This is a genomic window from Pantoea sp. S-LA4 (genome assembly GCF_054482835.1).
On record NZ_JBTLRC010000002.1, the window covers coordinates 3,359,226 to 3,375,030 of the forward strand.

29 protein-coding genes are annotated in these 15,805 nt (G+C 50.9%); 2 read left to right on the top strand and 27 right to left on the bottom strand.

Annotation, left to right across the window (positions count from 1 at the left end):
• Positions 1–9 precede the first annotated feature (9 nt).
• Entirely contained in the window at positions 10–1,386 is a 1,377-nt protein-coding gene (gene trkA, locus ACX3P5_RS16590; RefSeq protein WP_233986961.1) for a Trk system potassium transporter TrkA, read from the top strand.
• A 110-nt stretch (positions 1,387–1,496) separates the two neighbouring features.
• Positions 1,497–1,907, top strand: coding sequence for a large-conductance mechanosensitive channel protein MscL (gene mscL, locus ACX3P5_RS16595; protein WP_031376667.1), 411 nt, complete (start codon positions 1,497–1,499; stop codon positions 1,905–1,907).
• Here the strand turns inward: mscL and ACX3P5_RS16600 are convergent.
• From ACX3P5_RS16600 to rpsS, 27 genes are all read right to left on the bottom strand, one after another.
• On the bottom strand, positions 1,834–2,142 hold the full coding sequence (locus tag ACX3P5_RS16600; RefSeq protein WP_458969012.1) for an alternative ribosome-rescue factor A: 309 nt from the start codon (positions 2,140–2,142) through the stop codon (positions 1,834–1,836). The two genes, mscL and ACX3P5_RS16600, sit on opposite strands and share 74 nt — an antisense overlap.
• A gap of 59 nt (positions 2,143–2,201) precedes the next feature.
• Entirely contained in the window at positions 2,202–2,618 is a 417-nt protein-coding gene (zntR, locus tag ACX3P5_RS16605; protein WP_233986959.1) for a Zn(2+)-responsive transcriptional regulator, read from the bottom strand.
• The gene (locus ACX3P5_RS16610) at positions 2,619–2,990 is read right to left on the bottom strand and encodes a DnaJ family domain-containing protein (RefSeq protein ID WP_233986958.1); all 372 of its coding nucleotides are present in this window, start codon (positions 2,988–2,990) and stop codon (positions 2,619–2,621) included. It abuts the gene before it with no gap.
• A 109-nt stretch (positions 2,991–3,099) separates the two neighbouring features.
• Positions 3,100–3,486, bottom strand: a complete 387-nt coding sequence (gene rplQ, locus ACX3P5_RS16615; protein ID WP_009087575.1) for a 50S ribosomal protein L17 — start codon at positions 3,484–3,486, stop codon at positions 3,100–3,102.
• A 40-nt stretch (positions 3,487–3,526) separates the two neighbouring features.
• Positions 3,527–4,516 carry a DNA-directed RNA polymerase subunit alpha gene (locus ACX3P5_RS16620; RefSeq protein ID WP_003850179.1) on the bottom strand — a complete coding sequence of 330 codons (990 nt, stop codon included), beginning with the start codon at positions 4,514–4,516 and terminating at the stop codon, positions 3,527–3,529.
• 25 nt (positions 4,517–4,541) lie between these two features.
• A complete protein-coding gene (rpsD, locus tag ACX3P5_RS16625) occupies positions 4,542–5,162 on the bottom strand; it encodes a 30S ribosomal protein S4 (RefSeq protein ID WP_008927131.1) in 621 nt (206 codons plus the stop codon).
• Positions 5,163–5,195: 33 nt separating this feature from the next.
• Positions 5,196–5,585 carry a 30S ribosomal protein S11 gene (gene rpsK, locus ACX3P5_RS16630; protein ID WP_004160563.1) on the bottom strand — a complete coding sequence of 130 codons (390 nt, stop codon included), beginning with the start codon at positions 5,583–5,585 and terminating at the stop codon, positions 5,196–5,198.
• Positions 5,586–5,601: 16 nt separating this feature from the next.
• Positions 5,602–5,958 carry a 30S ribosomal protein S13 gene (gene rpsM, locus ACX3P5_RS16635; protein WP_003850176.1) on the bottom strand — a complete coding sequence of 119 codons (357 nt, stop codon included), beginning with the start codon at positions 5,956–5,958 and terminating at the stop codon, positions 5,602–5,604.
• Positions 5,959–6,104: 146 nt separating this feature from the next.
• Positions 6,105–6,221, bottom strand: a complete 117-nt coding sequence (gene rpmJ / locus ACX3P5_RS16640) for a 50S ribosomal protein L36 (protein WP_004160566.1) — start codon at positions 6,219–6,221, stop codon at positions 6,105–6,107.
• A 32-nt stretch (positions 6,222–6,253) separates the two neighbouring features.
• Positions 6,254–7,585 carry a preprotein translocase subunit SecY gene (gene secY / locus ACX3P5_RS16645; protein ID WP_003850175.1) on the bottom strand — a complete coding sequence of 444 codons (1,332 nt, stop codon included), beginning with the start codon at positions 7,583–7,585 and terminating at the stop codon, positions 6,254–6,256.
• A gap of 7 nt (positions 7,586–7,592) precedes the next feature.
• Positions 7,593–8,027 carry a 50S ribosomal protein L15 gene (gene rplO, locus ACX3P5_RS16650; RefSeq protein ID WP_009087579.1) on the bottom strand — a complete coding sequence of 145 codons (435 nt, stop codon included), beginning with the start codon at positions 8,025–8,027 and terminating at the stop codon, positions 7,593–7,595.
• Positions 8,028–8,030: 3 nt separating this feature from the next.
• The gene (gene rpmD, locus ACX3P5_RS16655; RefSeq protein WP_031376672.1) at positions 8,031–8,210 is read right to left on the bottom strand and encodes a 50S ribosomal protein L30; all 180 of its coding nucleotides are present in this window, start codon (positions 8,208–8,210) and stop codon (positions 8,031–8,033) included.
• Positions 8,211–8,215: 5 nt separating this feature from the next.
• The gene (rpsE, locus tag ACX3P5_RS16660) at positions 8,216–8,716 is read right to left on the bottom strand and encodes a 30S ribosomal protein S5 (RefSeq protein WP_003850164.1); all 501 of its coding nucleotides are present in this window, start codon (positions 8,714–8,716) and stop codon (positions 8,216–8,218) included.
• Positions 8,717–8,730: 14 nt separating this feature from the next.
• Entirely contained in the window at positions 8,731–9,084 is a 354-nt protein-coding gene (rplR, locus tag ACX3P5_RS16665; protein ID WP_031376674.1) for a 50S ribosomal protein L18, read from the bottom strand.
• 9 nt (positions 9,085–9,093) lie between these two features.
• On the bottom strand, positions 9,094–9,627 hold the full coding sequence (rplF, locus tag ACX3P5_RS16670) for a 50S ribosomal protein L6 (protein ID WP_003850161.1): 534 nt from the start codon (positions 9,625–9,627) through the stop codon (positions 9,094–9,096).
• A 12-nt stretch (positions 9,628–9,639) separates the two neighbouring features.
• A complete protein-coding gene (gene rpsH, locus ACX3P5_RS16675; protein ID WP_031376675.1) occupies positions 9,640–10,032 on the bottom strand; it encodes a 30S ribosomal protein S8 in 393 nt (130 codons plus the stop codon).
• A 32-nt stretch (positions 10,033–10,064) separates the two neighbouring features.
• Positions 10,065–10,370 (bottom strand): 30S ribosomal protein S14, encoded by a 306-nt coding sequence (gene rpsN, locus ACX3P5_RS16680; protein WP_094121646.1) that lies wholly within the window; start codon positions 10,368–10,370, stop codon positions 10,065–10,067.
• A gap of 14 nt (positions 10,371–10,384) precedes the next feature.
• On the bottom strand, positions 10,385–10,924 hold the full coding sequence (gene rplE / locus ACX3P5_RS16685) for a 50S ribosomal protein L5 (protein ID WP_031376676.1): 540 nt from the start codon (positions 10,922–10,924) through the stop codon (positions 10,385–10,387).
• A gap of 14 nt (positions 10,925–10,938) precedes the next feature.
• Positions 10,939–11,253, bottom strand: a complete 315-nt coding sequence (gene rplX / locus ACX3P5_RS16690) for a 50S ribosomal protein L24 (RefSeq protein WP_003850150.1) — start codon at positions 11,251–11,253, stop codon at positions 10,939–10,941.
• A 10-nt stretch (positions 11,254–11,263) separates the two neighbouring features.
• Complete coding sequence (rplN, locus tag ACX3P5_RS16695) at positions 11,264–11,635, bottom strand: 50S ribosomal protein L14 (protein ID WP_006120590.1); 372 nt, start codon at positions 11,633–11,635, stop codon at positions 11,264–11,266.
• A gap of 248 nt (positions 11,636–11,883) precedes the next feature.
• A complete protein-coding gene (locus tag ACX3P5_RS16700) occupies positions 11,884–13,236 on the bottom strand; it encodes an 8-oxoguanine deaminase (protein ID WP_233986957.1) in 1,353 nt (450 codons plus the stop codon).
• 359 nt (positions 13,237–13,595) lie between these two features.
• A complete protein-coding gene (rpsQ, locus tag ACX3P5_RS16705) occupies positions 13,596–13,850 on the bottom strand; it encodes a 30S ribosomal protein S17 (RefSeq protein ID WP_003850147.1) in 255 nt (84 codons plus the stop codon).
• The gene (rpmC, locus tag ACX3P5_RS16710) at positions 13,850–14,041 is read right to left on the bottom strand and encodes a 50S ribosomal protein L29 (RefSeq protein WP_003850146.1); all 192 of its coding nucleotides are present in this window, start codon (positions 14,039–14,041) and stop codon (positions 13,850–13,852) included. Before rpmC ends, rpsQ begins: the two co-directional genes overlap by 1 nt.
• Entirely contained in the window at positions 14,041–14,451 is a 411-nt protein-coding gene (gene rplP, locus ACX3P5_RS16715) for a 50S ribosomal protein L16 (protein ID WP_008927134.1), read from the bottom strand. The genes rpmC and rplP overlap by 1 nt, the downstream gene beginning before the upstream one ends.
• 12 nt (positions 14,452–14,463) lie before the next feature.
• A complete protein-coding gene (gene rpsC / locus ACX3P5_RS16720) occupies positions 14,464–15,162 on the bottom strand; it encodes a 30S ribosomal protein S3 (protein WP_009087585.1) in 699 nt (232 codons plus the stop codon).
• A 17-nt stretch (positions 15,163–15,179) separates the two neighbouring features.
• Positions 15,180–15,512, bottom strand: coding sequence for a 50S ribosomal protein L22 (gene rplV, locus ACX3P5_RS16725; RefSeq protein WP_008927136.1), 333 nt, complete (start codon positions 15,510–15,512; stop codon positions 15,180–15,182).
• A 13-nt stretch (positions 15,513–15,525) separates the two neighbouring features.
• A complete protein-coding gene (gene rpsS, locus ACX3P5_RS16730) occupies positions 15,526–15,804 on the bottom strand; it encodes a 30S ribosomal protein S19 (protein WP_001138115.1) in 279 nt (92 codons plus the stop codon).
• Position 15,805: the final 1 nt, after the last annotated feature.

The following is a 15,805-nucleotide window of genomic DNA, read 5'->3' on the forward strand; positions in this document are numbered from 1 at the left end:
TGATAAGCGATGAAAATAATCATTCTGGGTGCAGGACAGGTCGGCGGCACGCTGGCAGAAAACCTGGTCGGTGAGAATAACGATATCACGGTGGTCGATACTGACTCTTCGCGCTTACGTCATTTGCAGGATAAATTCGATCTGCGTGTGGTGCAGGGTCACGGTTCCCATCCACGGATATTGCGAGAAGCAGGCGCAGAAGATGCCGATATGCTGGTTGCCGTTACCAACTCCGATGAAACCAATATGATCGCCTGTCAGATCGCTTATTCGCTCTTCAACACGCCTAACCGGATCGCCCGGATCCGCGCTGCGGATTACTTGCGTGACGCCGATAAACTTTTTATCCCTGAAGCGGTACCGATCGATCATTTGATCTCACCCGAGCAGCTGGTGATCGACAATATCTATCGTCTGATCCAGTATCCGGGCGCGTTACAGGTGGTGAACTTTGCAGAAGGCAAAGTCAGCCTGGCGGTAGTCAAAGCCTACTATGGCGGACCGCTGGTGGGTAATCCGCTCTCCATCATGCGCGAGCATATGCCGCACATTGACACCCGCGTCGCCGCCATTTTTCGTCAGGACCGCCCTATTCGCCCGCAAGGTTCAACCATTGTGGAAGCGGGTGATGAAGTGTTTTTCATCGCTGCCAGCCAGAATATTCGTGCGGTGATGAGTGAAATGCAGCGTCTGGAGAAACCCTATAAACGTATTATGCTGGTCGGCGGCGGCAATATCGGTTTCGGCCTGGCGCAGCGGCTGGAAAAAAATTACAGCGTGAAGCTGATTGAACGTAATCCGCAACGCGCGGCGGAACTGGCAGAGCATCTTCAGGACACGATCGTTTTCTATGGTGATGCTTCGGATCAGGAGTTGCTGGCAGAAGAGCATGTTGAGCAGGTCGATCTGTTTATCGCCGTCACCAATGATGATGAAGCTAACATCATGTCAGCCATGCTGGCGAAAAAGATGGGGGCGAAGAAAGTGATGGTGCTGATCCAGCGTCGCGCTTATGTCGACCTGGTCCAGGGCAGCGTCATCGACATCGCAATCTCCCCACAGCAGGCCACTATTTCTGCTTTGCTGGGTCATGTGCGTAAAGCCGATATCGTTGGCGTCTCCTCCCTGCGGCGCGGCATCGCTGAAGCCATCGAAGCCATCGCCCACGGCGACGAAACTACCTCCCGCGTTGTCGGACGTTCCATCGATGATATCAAACTGCCGCCTGGCACCATTATCGGTGCGGTGGTGCGCGGTGATGATGTGATGATAGCCAATGACAACCTGCGTATTGAGCAAGGCGATCATGTCATCATGTTCCTGACTGACAAAAAGTTTGTGTCAGATGTGGAACGCCTGTTCCAGCCGAGCCCTTTCTTCCTGTAACAGCAATGGGATAAACCCAGCGGGAAACTGCCGCTTAATTCCCTGAGCTTATGGCAAAAACAGCAGGGTTTGTTAGACTTTAGGGCATTGGCCAGGGCAAGGAGATAAGTATGAGTTTATTCAAAGAGTTTCGTGATTTTGCAATGCGCGGCAACGTGGTGGATTTGGCGGTGGGTGTAATTATCGGTGCCGCGTTTGGTAAGATCGTGTCGTCGCTCGTCGCCAACATCATTATGCCGCCGCTCGGGCTGCTGATTGGTGGCGTTGATTTCAAATCGTTCAGCTGGGTACTTAAACCTGCGGTGGGCGATACGCCTGCTGTTGTCATGCAGTACGGTGTTTTCCTGCAGACAATCTTCGACTTCGTCATCATTGCTTTTGCCATTTTCATGGCGATTAAACTGATGAACCGTCTCTATACGAAAAAAGAAGTCGAAAAGCCAGCGGCTAAGCCATCGAATGAAGAAGTCTTACTGACTGAAATTCGTGACTTACTGAAGCAGCAGAATACCCGGGTTTAAATAATAAGCCGCCTGCCAGGCGGTTTTTTTTCCCGCTGAAAGCAGAAGGCCAGTGATAAGATGCTGTCTTATCACTGGCCTCCCAGTTCTGTCCCTTCGCGTGTTTCTCTTTCCGTTTAAAACTTCCTTTCCCTTTTTGCTTCTGTTCTATGCGCTGCCGGAACAGTGGATCGTGTAACAGTGCTTCAATCGCGTTATCGCGTATCTGCCCTTTAGTGTGCTGATATTTACTCATGATTCCTCCTGTTGGAATAGCGAGATACTTTATTCCTTTGCACAAAAAAAACAATATCCCTAACTGCTGATCCCTTCTCCTCGTTCAAGCGCTTCAAGAATTGAGCACGAAACGCTACTGTGACTATCACCACAGCAGGCATCTGACAGATGCTGAAGCGAGCGTTGCATTGATTCTAACTCGGCAATCATCTCCGCAACTTCCCCAAGCCGTTTTTCAACGATCGACTTCGACTCCTGACAGGTATGGTGTGCCGGATCAACGCGAATGGAAAGTAGCTCTCTGATAGCTTCAAGGCTGAAGCCGAGTTTACGACCGTAACGGATAAATTTAAGCCGTTGCAGATCATTTTCACTGTATAAACGAAAACCGCCTTCCGTCCGCCCGTTATGGTCCATCATCTGCTGCTTCTCGTAGAAACGGATAGTATCGGGCGTAACATCGGCAAGTTTTGCCAACTGACCAATTCTGTACATCTATTTCTCCTGAGAAAAACGTTGCTGGATGGCGTCGGCATAGTCACCGTGCAGAAAATCGGTGCGCATACCGGCCTGCTGTAGCCTCAGCTCCAGAACTTTAAGGCGGCGGCAATGATCCTGATAGCGCGGATCGGCAGGATCAAGCTGGCGAATCAGATCGTTAACTTCGATCGCTTCACGACGTAGTTCCAGTTCGGGCGGCAGAAAACCGGCATTCTTTAGCAGCCGATAACCGGCACGAAGCTCTGGCGGGACATGACTATCGTCATCAAGCTGAAGCGGCTTGCCTTCACCGGGCAACTGGCTCAGCTCTCCCTTATCCAGCGCGGCTTTGATGTGTTGTTCTGCAAGCTGATCAATCAACCACATGGTCAACTCCTCTGCTCTCCAGATAGCGCAACCTGATGATAAGACCTAAAGATAGTAAATTCCGGGTAATAAAAAACCCGCCGAAGCGGGTTTTTTACATTGCTACAGATTACTCTGCGGCTGCTTCTGCTTGAGCTTCTGGACGATCAACCAGCTCGATGTATGCCATCGGAGCGTTGTCACCAGCGCGGAAGCCACACTTCAGAATGCGAGTGTAACCACCGGCACGGCTCGCGAAACGCGGGCCCAGCTCATTAAACAGTTTTGCCACGATCTCGTTATCACGAGTGCGGGCGAATGCCAGACGACGATTAGCTACGTTGTCGGTCTTGGCAAGAGTAATCAGCGGCTCAACTACGCGGCGCAACTCTTTGGCTTTCGGCAGAGTCGTCTTGATGATCTCATGACGAACCAGAGAGCCAGCCATGTTACGGAACATAGCCTGACGATGGCTGCTGTTGCGGTTCAGTTGACGACCACTCTTACGATGGCGCATGACCTTATCCTTCTCAGTGAAACCTTAACCTGTGATCGGGTTATTCATCAGCAATGCTTGCCGGCGGCCAGTTCTCGAGGCGCATGCCCAGAGAAAGACCACGTGAGGCCAGCACATCTTTAATCTCAGTAAGAGATTTTTTACCCAGGTTAGGCGTTTTAAGCAGCTCAACCTCGGTACGCTGTACCAGATCACCGATGTAGTGGATAGCTTCTGCCTTAAGGCAGTTAGCAGAGCGGACAGTCAATTCCAGATCGTCAACAGGGCGCAGCAGGATCGGATCGAATTCTGGTTTCTCTTCTTTCACTTCCGGCTGACGTACATCACGTAAGTCAACGAAAGCTTCCAGTTGTTCTGCCAGGATGGTAGCCGCACGACGAATCGCCTCTTCAGGATCGATTGTGCCGTTGGTTTCCATTTCGATGACCAGCTTGTCCAGGTCGGTACGCTGTTCGACGCGCGCTGCTTCAACATTGTAGGCAATACGATCTACAGGGCTGTAGCAAGCATCAACTAACAGACGGCCGATTGGGCGCTCATCTTCTTCCGAATGAATTCGGGCAGAAGCCGGCACATAACCACGACCACGCTGAACTTTGATACGCATGCTGATAGCAGCGTTCTCATCGGTCAGATGGCAGATCACGTGCTGAGGCTTGACGATTTCGACATCACCATCATGGGTAATGTCGGCTGCAGTCACAGGGCCAATGCCAGATTTATTCAGGGTCAGAATGACTTCATCTTTACCCTGAACTCTTACCGCCAGCCCTTTCAGGTTGAGCAGGATTTCCAGGATATCTTCCTGTACGCCCTCTTTGGTGCTGTACTCATGTAGTACACCATCAATTTCAACCTCGGTCACCGCGCAACCCGGCATGGAAGAAAGCAGAATACGGCGCAGTGCGTTACCAAGAGTATGGCCAAAGCCACGCTCTAAAGGCTCAAGGGTCACCTTGGCGTGCGTCGAACTCACTTGCTCGATATCTACCAGGCGCGGTTTTAGAAACTCTGTCACAGAACCCTGCATTGTGTCCTCTCTTTGGTACTAAGCTTTACTTAGAGTAAAGCTCGACGATCAGGTGTTCGTTAATGTCCGCAGACAGATCAGTACGCTCAGGAATACGCTTGAACACACCTTCCATCTTAGTCGCATCAACTTCCAGCCAGGTTGGCTTTTCACGCTGCTCAGCCAGCTCCAGAGCGGCCTTCACGCGAGATTGCTTTTTGGCTTTCTCACGGATGCTAACGACATCATTCGGAGATACCTGATAAGAAGCGATGTTAACAACGCGGCCATTTACCAGAACAGACTTATGGCTCACCAGCTGACGTGCTTCCGCACGAGTGGCACCAAAGCCCATACGATAAACTACGTTGTCCAGACGGCCTTCCAGCAGAGCCAGCAGGTTTTCACCTGTGTTGCCTTTCAGACGTGCTGCTTCTTTATAGTAGTTACGGAACTGACGCTCCAGCACGCCGTAGATACGACGAACTTTTTGCTTCTCACGTAACTGACCGCCGTAATCAGACAGACGCGGTTTACGCGCACCATGCTGACCAGGCGCTTGTTCGATCTTACACTTGGAATCAATCGCGCGAACGCCAGACTTAAGGAATAAGTCAGTGCCCTCACGACGGCTCAGCTTGAGCTTAGGACCCAAATATCTTGCCATTTTCTTTCTCCAACTATCCTAAAAAAACGGGCGTTATACGCGACGTTTTTTCGGCGGACGACAACCGTTATGAGGGATCGGAGTCACATCAGTAATATTAGTGATGCGGAAACCAGCGGCGTTCAAGGCACGAATCGTAGATTCGCGACCCGGACCCGGACCCTTAACCATAACTTCCAGGTTCTTAATACCGTAATCTTTTACCGCTTCTGCACAGCGCTCTGCAGCGACCTGAGCAGCAAACGGAGTGGATTTACGTGAACCGCGGAAACCGGAACCACCGGCGGTTGCCCAACCCAGTGCGTTACCCTGACGATCAGTAATGGTAACGATGGTGTTGTTAAAAGAAGCATGGACATGAGCCACGCCATCTGAGACTTGTTTTCTTACACGCTTACGTGCACGAACTGGTGCCTTTGCCATTATTTACTCACCCCGATTATTTCTTGATCGGTTTACGCGGACCCTTACGGGTACGTGCGTTGGTCTTGGTACGCTGACCGCGAACCGGGAGACCACGACGATGGCGCAAACCACGGTAGCAACCAAGGTCCATAAGACGCTTGATGCTCAGGGTGATTTCACGGCGCAGATCACCTTCTACAACGAATTTCGCAACTGCATCACGCAGCTGATCAATTTGTTCTTCAGACAGCTCACTGATCTTAACATTTTCAGCAATACCCGTTGAAGCGCAGATGGCTTTAGAACGAGTTTTACCGATACCGAAGATCGAAGTTAATGCGATAACGGTATGTTTTTGATCAGGAATGTTAATGCCTGCTATACGGGCCACTATGCACTCCTATAATTAAATAAGCACGTCCCATGCTGAAAAGCCCGTTTTCAGGATACTCAAATGGAAACGCACTGACATACAAAAGATTGGCTGGCTAATCTAGCCAGCTCAACCCGACTTTGCAAGAAAAATATGTGACAAAATCAGCCTTGGCGCTGTTTATGCTTTGGCTCGGCGCTGCAGATCACACGGACGACACCGTCGCGACGAATGATTTTGCAGTTACGACATAATTTCTTGACGGAAGCACGAACTTTCATTTTTACTCTCCGTAACTTCTCAACCACCTGAATTAACGGCCGTAGCCCTTCAGGTTAGCTTTCTTCAATGCCGACTCGTACTGACTTGACATCATCAGAGTTTGCACTTGAGCCATAAAGTCCATGATGACGACAACTACGATAAGCAGTGACGTACCGCCAAAGTAGAAGGGAACCTTCATCGCATCACGCATGAACTCCGGGATAAGGCAGATAAAAGTAATATACAGCGCACCGATTAAGGTTAAACGCGTCATAACTTTATCGATGTACTTCGCCGTTTGCTCTCCCGGACGAATTCCCGGTACGAATGCACCAGACTTCTTCAGGTTATCTGCTGTTTCACGTGGGTTGAAAACCAACGCCGTATAGAAGAAACAGAAGAAGATGATTGCAGTCGCATAGAGTAGCACATAAAGCGGCTGTCCTGGCTGCAAATACAGCGAAATTGTTGTCAGCCAGTTCCAACCGGTACCGCCCCCGAACCACGATGCAATCGTTGCCGGGAACAGAATAATGCTGGAAGCAAAAATAGCCGGGATTACGCCCGCCATGTTCACTTTCAACGGTAAATGTGTGCTCTGTGCAGCGTATACACGACGACCTTGCTGACGTTTTGCATAGTTCACCACAATGCGGCGTTGACCACGCTCAACGAAAATAACAAAGAAGGTCACGGCGAATACGAGTACTGCAACCAACAGCAACAGAAGGAAGTGCAGGTCACCTTGCCGCGCTTGCTCGATGGTATGGCCAATGGCCGGCGGGAGACCCGCAACAATACCTGCGAAGATAATGATCGAAATACCGTTACCGATACCGCGCTCAGTAATCTGTTCGCCCAGCCACATCAGGAACATTGTCCCTGAGACCAGACTCACAACAGCGGTAAAATAGAAGGCAAAGCCTGGATTCATCACCAGGCCCTGCATCCCTGGCATATTCGGTAAACCGGTAGCAATACCGATTGACTGAAATATGGCCAATACCAACGTACCGTATCGGGTGTACTGGCTAATCTTACGACGGCCAGCCTCCCCTTCTTTCTTAATTTCCGCTAACGCTGGATGAACCACCGTTAATAGCTGGATAATAATTGATGCCGAAATATACGGCATGATACCCAGTGCGAAAATAGAAGCACGGCTGAGAGCACCACCAGAGAACATGTTGAACATTTCAATGATGGTGCCACGCTGTTGCTCAAGCAGTTTGGCAAGTACAGTGGCATCAATACCAGGGATTGGAATGAAAGAGCCAATTCGGAAGACAATCAGTGCGCCGATTACAAACAGCAGTCTGCGTTTCAGCTCACCAAAGCCACCTTTGGCACTTTGAAAATCTAATCCCGGTTGTTTAGCCATCTGCTACTTATTCCTCGATTTTACCGCCAGCAGCTTCGATTGCAGCACGTGCACCTTTGGTGACACGCAGACCGCGAACCGTTACCGGTGCAGAAACTTCACCAGAAAGAATTACTTTAACGAATTCAATCTGAACACCGACAATGTTGGCTGCTTTCAGCGCGTTCAGGTCGACGATACCGCCTTCAACTTTCGCCAGATCAGACAGACGAATCTCTGTGGTGATCATTGCTTTGCGAGAGGTGAAACCGAACTTCGGCAGACGACGGTACAGAGGCATCTGACCACCTTCGAAACCGCGACGTACGCCACCGCCAGAACGTGAGTTCTGACCTTTGTGACCACGACCACCGGTTTTTCCGAGGCCAGAACCGATACCACGACCCAGACGCTTGGTAGCGTGCTTAGACCCTTCGGCCGGAGACAGAGTATTTAAACGCATCTCTTACTCCTCCACTTTAACCATATAGGAAACCGCGTTAACCATACCGCGTACTGCAGGCGTATCTTCACGCTCAACGGTGTGGCCAATACGACGCAGACCCAGGCCAACCAGAGTGGCTTTATGCTTAGGCAAACGGCCAATAGCACTGCGGGTTTGAGTGATTTTAATAGTCTTAGCCATCGTGATTACCCCAGAATTTCTTCAACGGATTTACCACGCTTAGCAGCGACCATTTCCGGAGATTTCATATTGCCCAGGCCGTCGATAGTTGCACGAACCACGTTAATCGGGTTGGTGGAACCATAGGCTTTTGCCAGAACGTTATGAACTCCAGCGACTTCCAGGACGGCGCGCATTGCACCACCGGCAATAATACCGGTACCTTCAGAAGCCGGCTGCATGAACACGCGGGAACCCGTGTGTGCACCTTTAACTGGGTGCTGCAGGGTGCCGTTGGTCAGCGCGACGTTAACCATGTTGCGACGGGCTTTCTCCATCGCTTTCTGGATCGCTGCTGGAACTTCACGCGCTTTACCGTAACCAAAACCAACGCGACCGTTACCATCGCCTACCACAGTCAGTGCTGTGAAGGAGAAAATACGACCACCTTTAACAGTTTTAGATACACGGTTTACCGCGATCAGTTTTTCCTGCAGTTCGCCAGCTTGTTTCTCGATGTGTGCCATCTTAGACCTCTACCTTAGAACTGAAGGCCAGCTTCACGGGCAGCATCTGCCAGTGCCTGGACGCGACCATGATATTGGAAACCGGAACGGTCGAAAGAAACACCAGTGATGCCTTTTTCGATTGCGCGTTCTGCAATAACTTTACCTACTGCAGCTGCGGCTTCTTTATTACCGGTATACTTCAGTTGTTCAGTGATAGCTTTTTCTACTGTAGAAGCAGCGACCAGAACTTCGGAACCGTTCGGGGCGATTACCTGTGCGTAAATATGACGCGGGGTACGATGTACCACCAGGCGAGTAGCACCCAGCTCTTTGAGCTTGCGACGTGCACGGGTCGCACGACGGATACGAGCAGATTTCTTATCCATAGTGTTACCTTACTTCTTCTTAGCCTCTTTGGTACGCACGACTTCGTCGGCGTAACGGACACCCTTGCCTTTATAAGGCTCAGGACGACGGTAGGCGCGCAAGTCAGCTGCAACCTGACCAATCAGCTGTTTATCAGCGCCTTTCAGCACGATTTCAGTCTGAGTCGGACATTCTGCAGTGATACCTGCGGGCAGCTGGTGATCGACTGGATGAGAAAAGCCCAGAGACAGGTTAACCACGTCGCCTTTAACGGCTGCACGATAACCTACACCAACCAGCTGCAGCTTCTTAGTGAAGCCTTCGGTAACACCGATAACCATTGCGTTCAGCAGCGCGCGAGACGTACCCGCCTGCGCCCAGCCGTCAACGAAACCTTCGCGCGGAGCGAAAGTCAGAGCGTTGTCAGCATGCTTAACTTCAACAGCATCATTGATAGTACGAGTCAGCTCGCCGTTTTTACCTTTAATCGAAATTACCTGACCGTTGAGTTTTACCTCTACGCCGGCAGGAACAACGACAGGTGCTTTAGCAACACGAGACATAGTATCCTCCGATTACGCTACGTAGCAGATAATTTCGCCACCAAGACCTGCCTGGCGCGCTGCACGATCAGTCATGACACCTTTAGATGTAGAAACTACAGCGATGCCCATACCAGCCATTACCTTTGGCAGCTCATCTTTTTTCTTATAGATGCGCAGACCAGGACGGCTTACTCGCTGAATGCTTTCCACAACCGCTTTGCCCTGGAAATACTTAAGAGTCAGTTCCAGTTCCAGCTTGGTGTCGCCTTCGATTTTAAAATCTTCAATATATCCTTCTTCCTTCAGAACGTTGGCAATTGCCAATTTCAGCTTGGAGGAAGGCATGGTGACCGCAACTTTGTTCGCGGCCTGACCGTTACGGATACGGGTCAGCATATCCGCGATCGGATCTTGCATGCTCATCTGTGTTACTCCCGTGATTCAATTGGTGACAATTACCAGCTAGCCTTTTTCAGGCCCGGGATTTCACCGCGCATGGCGGCTTCGCGGACCTTGATACGGCTCAACCCAAACTTCCGCAGGAAACCGTGCGGACGACCTGTTTGACGGCAGCGGTTACGCTGACGTGAAGGGCTGGAATCACGCGGCAGACTCTGCAGCTTCAGAACGGCACCCCAACGATCTTCGTCGGAAGCGTTCACATCAGAAATGATCGCTTTCAGTTCAGCGCGTTTAGCGAAGAATTTGTCTGCTAATTTTGCACGCTTAACTTCGCGTGCTTTCATAGATTGCTTAGCCATTAAGTAACCCTACCTTACTTACGGAACGGGAAGTCAAAGGCAGCCAGCAGAGCACGGCCTTCATCATCAGATTTCGCAGTAGTGGTAATGGTAATATCCAAACCACGAACGCGATCGACTTTGTCGTAGTCGATTTCTGGGAAGATGATCTGCTCACGTACACCCATGCTGTAGTTGCCACGACCATCGAATGACTTAGCGGACAAGCCACGGAAGTCACGGATACGTGGAACAGCAATGGTGATCAGACGCTCAAAGAACTCCCACATGCGTTCGCCACGCAGAGTTACTTTACAGCCGATCGGATAGCCCTGACGGATTTTGAAGCCTGCAACTGATTTGCGTGCTTTGGTGACCAGCGGTTTTTGACCGGAGATTGCTGCCAGGTCAGCTGCTGCGTTATCCAGCAGTTTCTTGTCAGCGATCGCTTCACCAACACCCATGTTCAGGGTGATCTTCTCGACCCGAGGGACTTGCATGACAGAATTGTAGCCAAACTCTGTCATGAGTTTCTGGACTACTTCGTCTTTGTAGTAATCATGCAGTTTCGCCATCGTACTACTCCAAATTACTTGATAGTTTCGCTGTTAGACTTGAAGAAACGGACTTTTTTGCCGTCTTCGAATCTAAAGCCTACACGGTCAGCCTTACCAGTTGCCGCATTGAACAGTGCAACGTTAGAAACCTGAATTGCAGCTTCTTTTTCAACGATGCCACCTGGTTGGTTCAGAGCCGGAACCGGCTTCTGATGTTTCTTCACCAGGTTGATACCTTCAACGATGACCTTACCAGAAGACAGGACATTCTTAACTTTACCGCGCTTACCTTTATCTTTACCGGTTAACACGATAACTTCGTCGTTACGACGGATTTTAGCTGCCATTGTTCGCTCCTTAGAGTACTTCTGGTGCCAGAGAGATAATTTTCATGAACTTTTCAGTACGAAGTTCACGAGTTACCGGCCCAAAAATACGCGTACCGATAGGCTGCTCACTGTTATTGTTTAAAATAACGCATGCATTACCATCGAAGCGAATGACAGAACCGTCCGGGCGACGAACACCCTTCCTGGTGCGCACCACTACCGCCTTCAGGACATCACCTTTTTTGACTTTACCACGAGGAATTGCTTCCTTGATGGTAACTTTGATGATGTCACCGACGCCTGCGTAGCGACGGTGCGAGCCACCCAGAACCTTGATACACATTACGCGACGTGCACCGGAGTTGTCGGCGACGTTCAGCATAGTCTGTTCTTGGATCATTTTAGTGCTCCGCTAATGTCAACTACTACTTCGGGACCTAAACCTCAGGTCGTTAGAAAGCCCCATAATTGAGGGCGCGGCATTGTAACACCGGTTCTCACAGATGGGTAGAAAAAATAAACGGCTCTCAATCGAGCCGCTGATTTTCCCTGATGACAGGGAGGGCGTATTCTAGGGAATAGTGCGAACAGTAGCAAATGTAATCTGCCTTATTTTTCGTCGCTTCCTGAATAAAGTGCCCGAATGGACTAACTGACCAACTTTCTGGCCAGTTGGTTATGCTGACGCAACACCGCTGGCAGCTCAATTCCCGTCAGTTGGCCGTTACGCACCCTGACATTGCCGTTGATGATGCTGTAAGCGACCTGACCGGGATTACAGAAGACCAGCGAGGCAACCGGATCGTGCCCTGCCCCGGCCAGCCCAATCTGATTCAGGTCAAAAACCGCCAAATCGGCCATCATGCCCGGCGCAATCGTTCCGACATCATCGCGGTTCAGTACCTTCGCCCCGCCAAGCGTCGCCAGTTCCAGTGCCTGTCGTGCCGTCATCGCGTCCGGGCCAAAGCCGACACGCTGTAGCAGCAGCGCCTGACGCACCTCTGCAATCATGTCTGAGCTGTCATTGGAGGCGGAACCATCGACACCCATACCAACGTGCACACCGGCATCGCACATGTGACGTACAGGCGCGATACCCGAGCCCAGTCGCATATTCGAGCAGGGACAGTGCGCGATACCGGTACCGGTGCGGGCAAAGAGCTCAATACCGTGCTGATCCAGCTTCACACAGTGCGCATGCCAGACGTCCGGACCTACCCAGCCGAGGTCCTCTACATACTGTGCTGGCGTCATATTGAACTTCTCGCGGCTGTAACGGATATCACTGTCGTTTTCAGCCAGGTGGGTATGCATTGAAACGCCATAGTGACGCGCCATCGTTGCAGACTGCTTCATCAGCTCTCGGCTAACGGAGAACGGCGAGCAGGGCGCCACTACCACCCGTAACATCGACCCGTGGCTGGCGTCGTGATAGCGCTCTATGACACGCTGAGTATCTTTTAAGATTGCAGCCTCGTTCTCCACCAGACTGTCCGGCGGCAGGCCGCCCAGTGACTTACCGACGCTCATACTGCCGCGGCTGGCATGAAAACGCATCCCCATCTCTTGCGCCGCTTCAATACTGTCATCAAGCCGGCAGCCGTTAGGATAAACATAGAGATGGTCGCTGGTTGTAGTGCAGCCCGATAGCATCAGTTCCGCCATCGAGATTTTTGTCGAGATTCGAATCATCTCCGGCGTCAGGTTCTGCCATAGCGGATAGAGGTGAGTCAGCCAGTTAAACAGCTCACCATTCTGGACGGCGGGGATTGCACGGGTCAGGCTCTGATACATGTGGTGATGCGTATTAATCAGCCCTGGAATGACGATATGGCCTTTGAGGTCGATCACCTCATCAGCATGGTCTGGAAGCGTTGCTGCTGCCCCGACGGCAACGATCTGATTCCCTTTTATCAGGATACTGGCGTGACCTATTTCACGACGGTCGGCATCCATGCAAACCACACAGTCGGCGTTCTTTAGTAATAGCGTTCGTTCCATCTGATTGCCTGCAGGTTGCTGTTGTGTAGCTCCTGATAATAGCGGCAAGTTTTTCGCTGAGCTAATCGCAGGTAACGCAGCCAGCAGAGGCAATTTTAACAGCGACCGCCGCAAGCGGTCTGGACTCTCCATATTCACAGCACATTTCCTTGTACGGTTATGATAACCCTGTTCTGACTGAGATCAGGGTTTCCAGGCGACAGGCCCGGAGATCCGCAGCATAAGCCGCAGATCCTGCGAAATTTGTGAGCGCCATCACTTCTGTAATCGCACAGGCACAAATGGATCAAGCTCCAGACTCAAGGCAAAAAAAAACCCCCTGCCGAAGCAGAGGGTTTTCTCAGAAAAAACGATTCTTATTACAGAACAGCTTTCTCAATTACGCGAACCAGGGTCCAGGATTTAGTCTTGGACAGTGGACGGCATTCGCGGATTTCTACCACGTCACCAATTCCACATTCATTGTTCTCGTCATGGATGTGCAGCTTAGTCGTACGCTTAATGAATTTGCCGTAGATCGGGTGTTTCACGAAACGTTCGATAGCAACAACTGCAGATTTCTGCATTTTGTCACTTACTACACGACCCTGCAGAGTACGGATTTTATCGGTCATTACGAACCCGCCTTCTCAGTCAGTAAAGTCTTAACGCGTGCAACATCACGGCGCACTTGCTTCAGCAGATGAGTCTGCTGCAGTTGGCCAGATGCTGCCTGCATGCGCAGGTTAAATTGCTCACGCAGCAGATTAAGCAGCTCAGTGTTCAGCTCTTCAACGCTTTTTTCACGCAGCTCTGTTGCTTTCATTACATCACCGTCTTAGTTACAAAGGTGGTTTTGATAGGCAGTTTTGCTGCTGCCAGCTTGAATGCTTCACGGGCCAGCTCTTCTGGTACGCCGTCCATTTCATACAGGACTTTACCAGGCTGGATCAGGGCAACCCAATACTCCACGTTACCCTTACCTTTACCCATACGCACTTCCAGCGGCTTCTCGGTGATCGGTTTGTCCGGGAATACTCGGATCCAGATCTTACCTTGACGCTTAACTGCACGGGTCATAGCACGACGTGCTGCTTCGATCTGACGAGCAGTCAGACGACCACGGCCAACAGCTTTCAGACCGAAAGTACCGAAGCTGACATCCGTACCCGCAGCCAGACCGCGGTTACGGCCTTTGTGCACTTTACGGAATTTCGTACGCTTTGGTTGTAACATCAGCGACTCTCCTTACTTACGGCCTTTACGCTGCTGCTTTTTAGGTTGAGCAGCCGGTTCCGGTTGTTCAACAGCAGCCATACCACCCAGGATCTCACCTTTGAAGATCCATACCTTAACGCCGATTACACCATAAGTGGTGTGCGCTTCAGAGGTGTTGTAGTCAATGTCAGCACGCAGTGTGTGCAATGGCACGCGACCTTCACGATACCATTCGGTACGTGCGATCTCGGCGCCACCCAGACGGCCGCTAACTTCGACTTTAATACCCTTCGCGCCAAGACGCATGGCGTTCTGAACCGCACGCTTCATAGCACGACGGAACATCACACGACGCTCCAGCTGTGAAGTGATGCTGTCAGCTACCAGTTTCGCGTCCAGTTCCGGCTTGCGGACTTCGGCGATATTGATCTGTGCAGGAACGCCAGCGATATTCGCGACGACCGTGCGCAGTTTTTCTACATCTTCGCCTTTCTTACCGATAACGATGCCCGGACGAGCGGTGTGAATAGTCACACGGATGCTCTTCGCTGGACGCTCGATAACGATACGAGAGACAGATGCTTTAGCCAGTTCTTTAGTCAAAAACTGACGTACTTTAAAGTCGCTGTCCAGGTTGTCAGCGAATTCTTTGGTGTTCGCAAACCAGGTAGAGTTCCATGGTTTTACAATACCCAGGCGAATACCATTAGGATGTACTTTCTGACCCATTGCTAGTCTCCAGAGTCTCAGCGATCGGACACAACCACAGTAATGTGGCTGGTGCGCTTCAGGATGCGATCTGCACGACCTTTGGCACGCGGCATAATGCGTTTCATGGTCGGACCTTCATCAACGAAAATTTTCGTGATTTTCAGATCGTCGATATCAGCGCCATCGTTGTGTTCGGCGTTAGCAATGGCAGATTCCAGAACTTTTTTGACCAGTACAGCCGCTTTCTTATTGGTGTAGGTCAAAATGTCCAGTGCCTGCGACACTTTCTTACCGCGAATCAGGTCAGCAACAAGGCGAACCTTCTGAGCAGAAGAACGAGCGTGGCGATGTTGAGCTAAAGTTTCCATCTCTTCCTCCTACTTATTTCTTCTTGGCTTTTTTATCAGCCGCGTGACCGCGATAAGTACGTGTCGGCGCGAATTCACCCAGCTTGTGACCAACCATTTCGTCGGAAACAAAGACAGGAACGTGCTGACGACCATTATGGACAGCGATGGTCAAACCGATCATGTTAGGAAAGATCGTTGAACGACGGGACCAAGTGCGCAAAGGCTTCTTGTCACCGCTTTCCACCGCTTTCTCTACCTTCTTCAGCAAGTGCAGGTCAATAAAAGGACCTTTCTTGAGAGAACGTGGCATG

Coding starts and splice junctions, on each gene's coding strand:
- trkA (WP_233986961.1), top strand. CDS start 10: ATGAAAATAATCATTCTGGGTGCAGGACAGGTCGGCGGCACGCTGGCA.
- mscL (WP_031376667.1), top strand. CDS start 1,497: ATGAGTTTATTCAAAGAGTTTCGTGATTTTGCAATGCGCGGCAACGTG.
- ACX3P5_RS16600 (WP_458969012.1), bottom strand. CDS start 2,142: ATGAGTAAATATCAGCACACTAAAGGGCAGATACGCGATAACGCGATT.
- zntR (WP_233986959.1), bottom strand. CDS start 2,618: ATGTACAGAATTGGTCAGTTGGCAAAACTTGCCGATGTTACGCCCGAT.
- ACX3P5_RS16610 (WP_233986958.1), bottom strand. CDS start 2,990: ATGTGGTTGATTGATCAGCTTGCAGAACAACACATCAAAGCCGCGCTG.
- rplQ (WP_009087575.1), bottom strand. CDS start 3,486: ATGCGCCATCGTAAGAGTGGTCGTCAACTGAACCGCAACAGCAGCCAT.
- ACX3P5_RS16620 (WP_003850179.1), bottom strand. CDS start 4,516: ATGCAGGGTTCTGTGACAGAGTTTCTAAAACCGCGCCTGGTAGATATC.
- rpsD (WP_008927131.1), bottom strand. CDS start 5,162: ATGGCAAGATATTTGGGTCCTAAGCTCAAGCTGAGCCGTCGTGAGGGC.
- rpsK (WP_004160563.1), bottom strand. CDS start 5,585: ATGGCAAAGGCACCAGTTCGTGCACGTAAGCGTGTAAGAAAACAAGTC.
- rpmJ (WP_004160566.1), bottom strand. CDS start 6,221: ATGAAAGTTCGTGCTTCCGTCAAGAAATTATGTCGTAACTGCAAAATC.
- secY (WP_003850175.1), bottom strand. CDS start 7,585: ATGGCTAAACAACCGGGATTAGATTTTCAAAGTGCCAAAGGTGGCTTT.
- rplO (WP_009087579.1), bottom strand. CDS start 8,027: ATGCGTTTAAATACTCTGTCTCCGGCCGAAGGGTCTAAGCACGCTACC.
- rpmD (WP_031376672.1), bottom strand. CDS start 8,210: ATGGCTAAGACTATTAAAATCACTCAAACCCGCAGTGCTATTGGCCGT.
- rpsE (WP_003850164.1), bottom strand. CDS start 8,716: ATGGCACACATCGAGAAACAAGCTGGCGAACTGCAGGAAAAACTGATC.
- rplR (WP_031376674.1), bottom strand. CDS start 9,084: ATGGATAAGAAATCTGCTCGTATCCGTCGTGCGACCCGTGCACGTCGC.
- rplF (WP_003850161.1), bottom strand. CDS start 9,627: ATGTCTCGTGTTGCTAAAGCACCTGTCGTTGTTCCTGCCGGCGTAGAG.
- rpsH (WP_031376675.1), bottom strand. CDS start 10,032: ATGAGCATGCAAGATCCGATCGCGGATATGCTGACCCGTATCCGTAAC.
- rpsN (WP_094121646.1), bottom strand. CDS start 10,370: ATGGCTAAGCAATCTATGAAAGCACGCGAAGTTAAGCGTGCAAAATTA.
- rplE (WP_031376676.1), bottom strand. CDS start 10,924: ATGGCGAAACTGCATGATTACTACAAAGACGAAGTAGTCCAGAAACTC.
- rplX (WP_003850150.1), bottom strand. CDS start 11,253: ATGGCAGCTAAAATCCGTCGTAACGACGAAGTTATCGTGTTAACCGGT.
- rplN (WP_006120590.1), bottom strand. CDS start 11,635: ATGATCCAAGAACAGACTATGCTGAACGTCGCCGACAACTCCGGTGCA.
- ACX3P5_RS16700 (WP_233986957.1), bottom strand. CDS start 13,236: ATGGAACGAACGCTATTACTAAAGAACGCCGACTGTGTGGTTTGCATG.
- rpsQ (WP_003850147.1), bottom strand. CDS start 13,850: ATGACCGATAAAATCCGTACTCTGCAGGGTCGTGTAGTAAGTGACAAA.
- rpmC (WP_003850146.1), bottom strand. CDS start 14,041: ATGAAAGCAACAGAGCTGCGTGAAAAAAGCGTTGAAGAGCTGAACACT.
- rplP (WP_008927134.1), bottom strand. CDS start 14,451: ATGTTACAACCAAAGCGTACGAAATTCCGTAAAGTGCACAAAGGCCGT.
- rpsC (WP_009087585.1), bottom strand. CDS start 15,162: ATGGGTCAGAAAGTACATCCTAATGGTATTCGCCTGGGTATTGTAAAA.
- rplV (WP_008927136.1), bottom strand. CDS start 15,512: ATGGAAACTTTAGCTCAACATCGCCACGCTCGTTCTTCTGCTCAGAAG.
- rpsS (WP_001138115.1), bottom strand. CDS start 15,804: ATGCCACGTTCTCTCAAGAAAGGTCCTTTTATTGACCTGCACTTGCTG.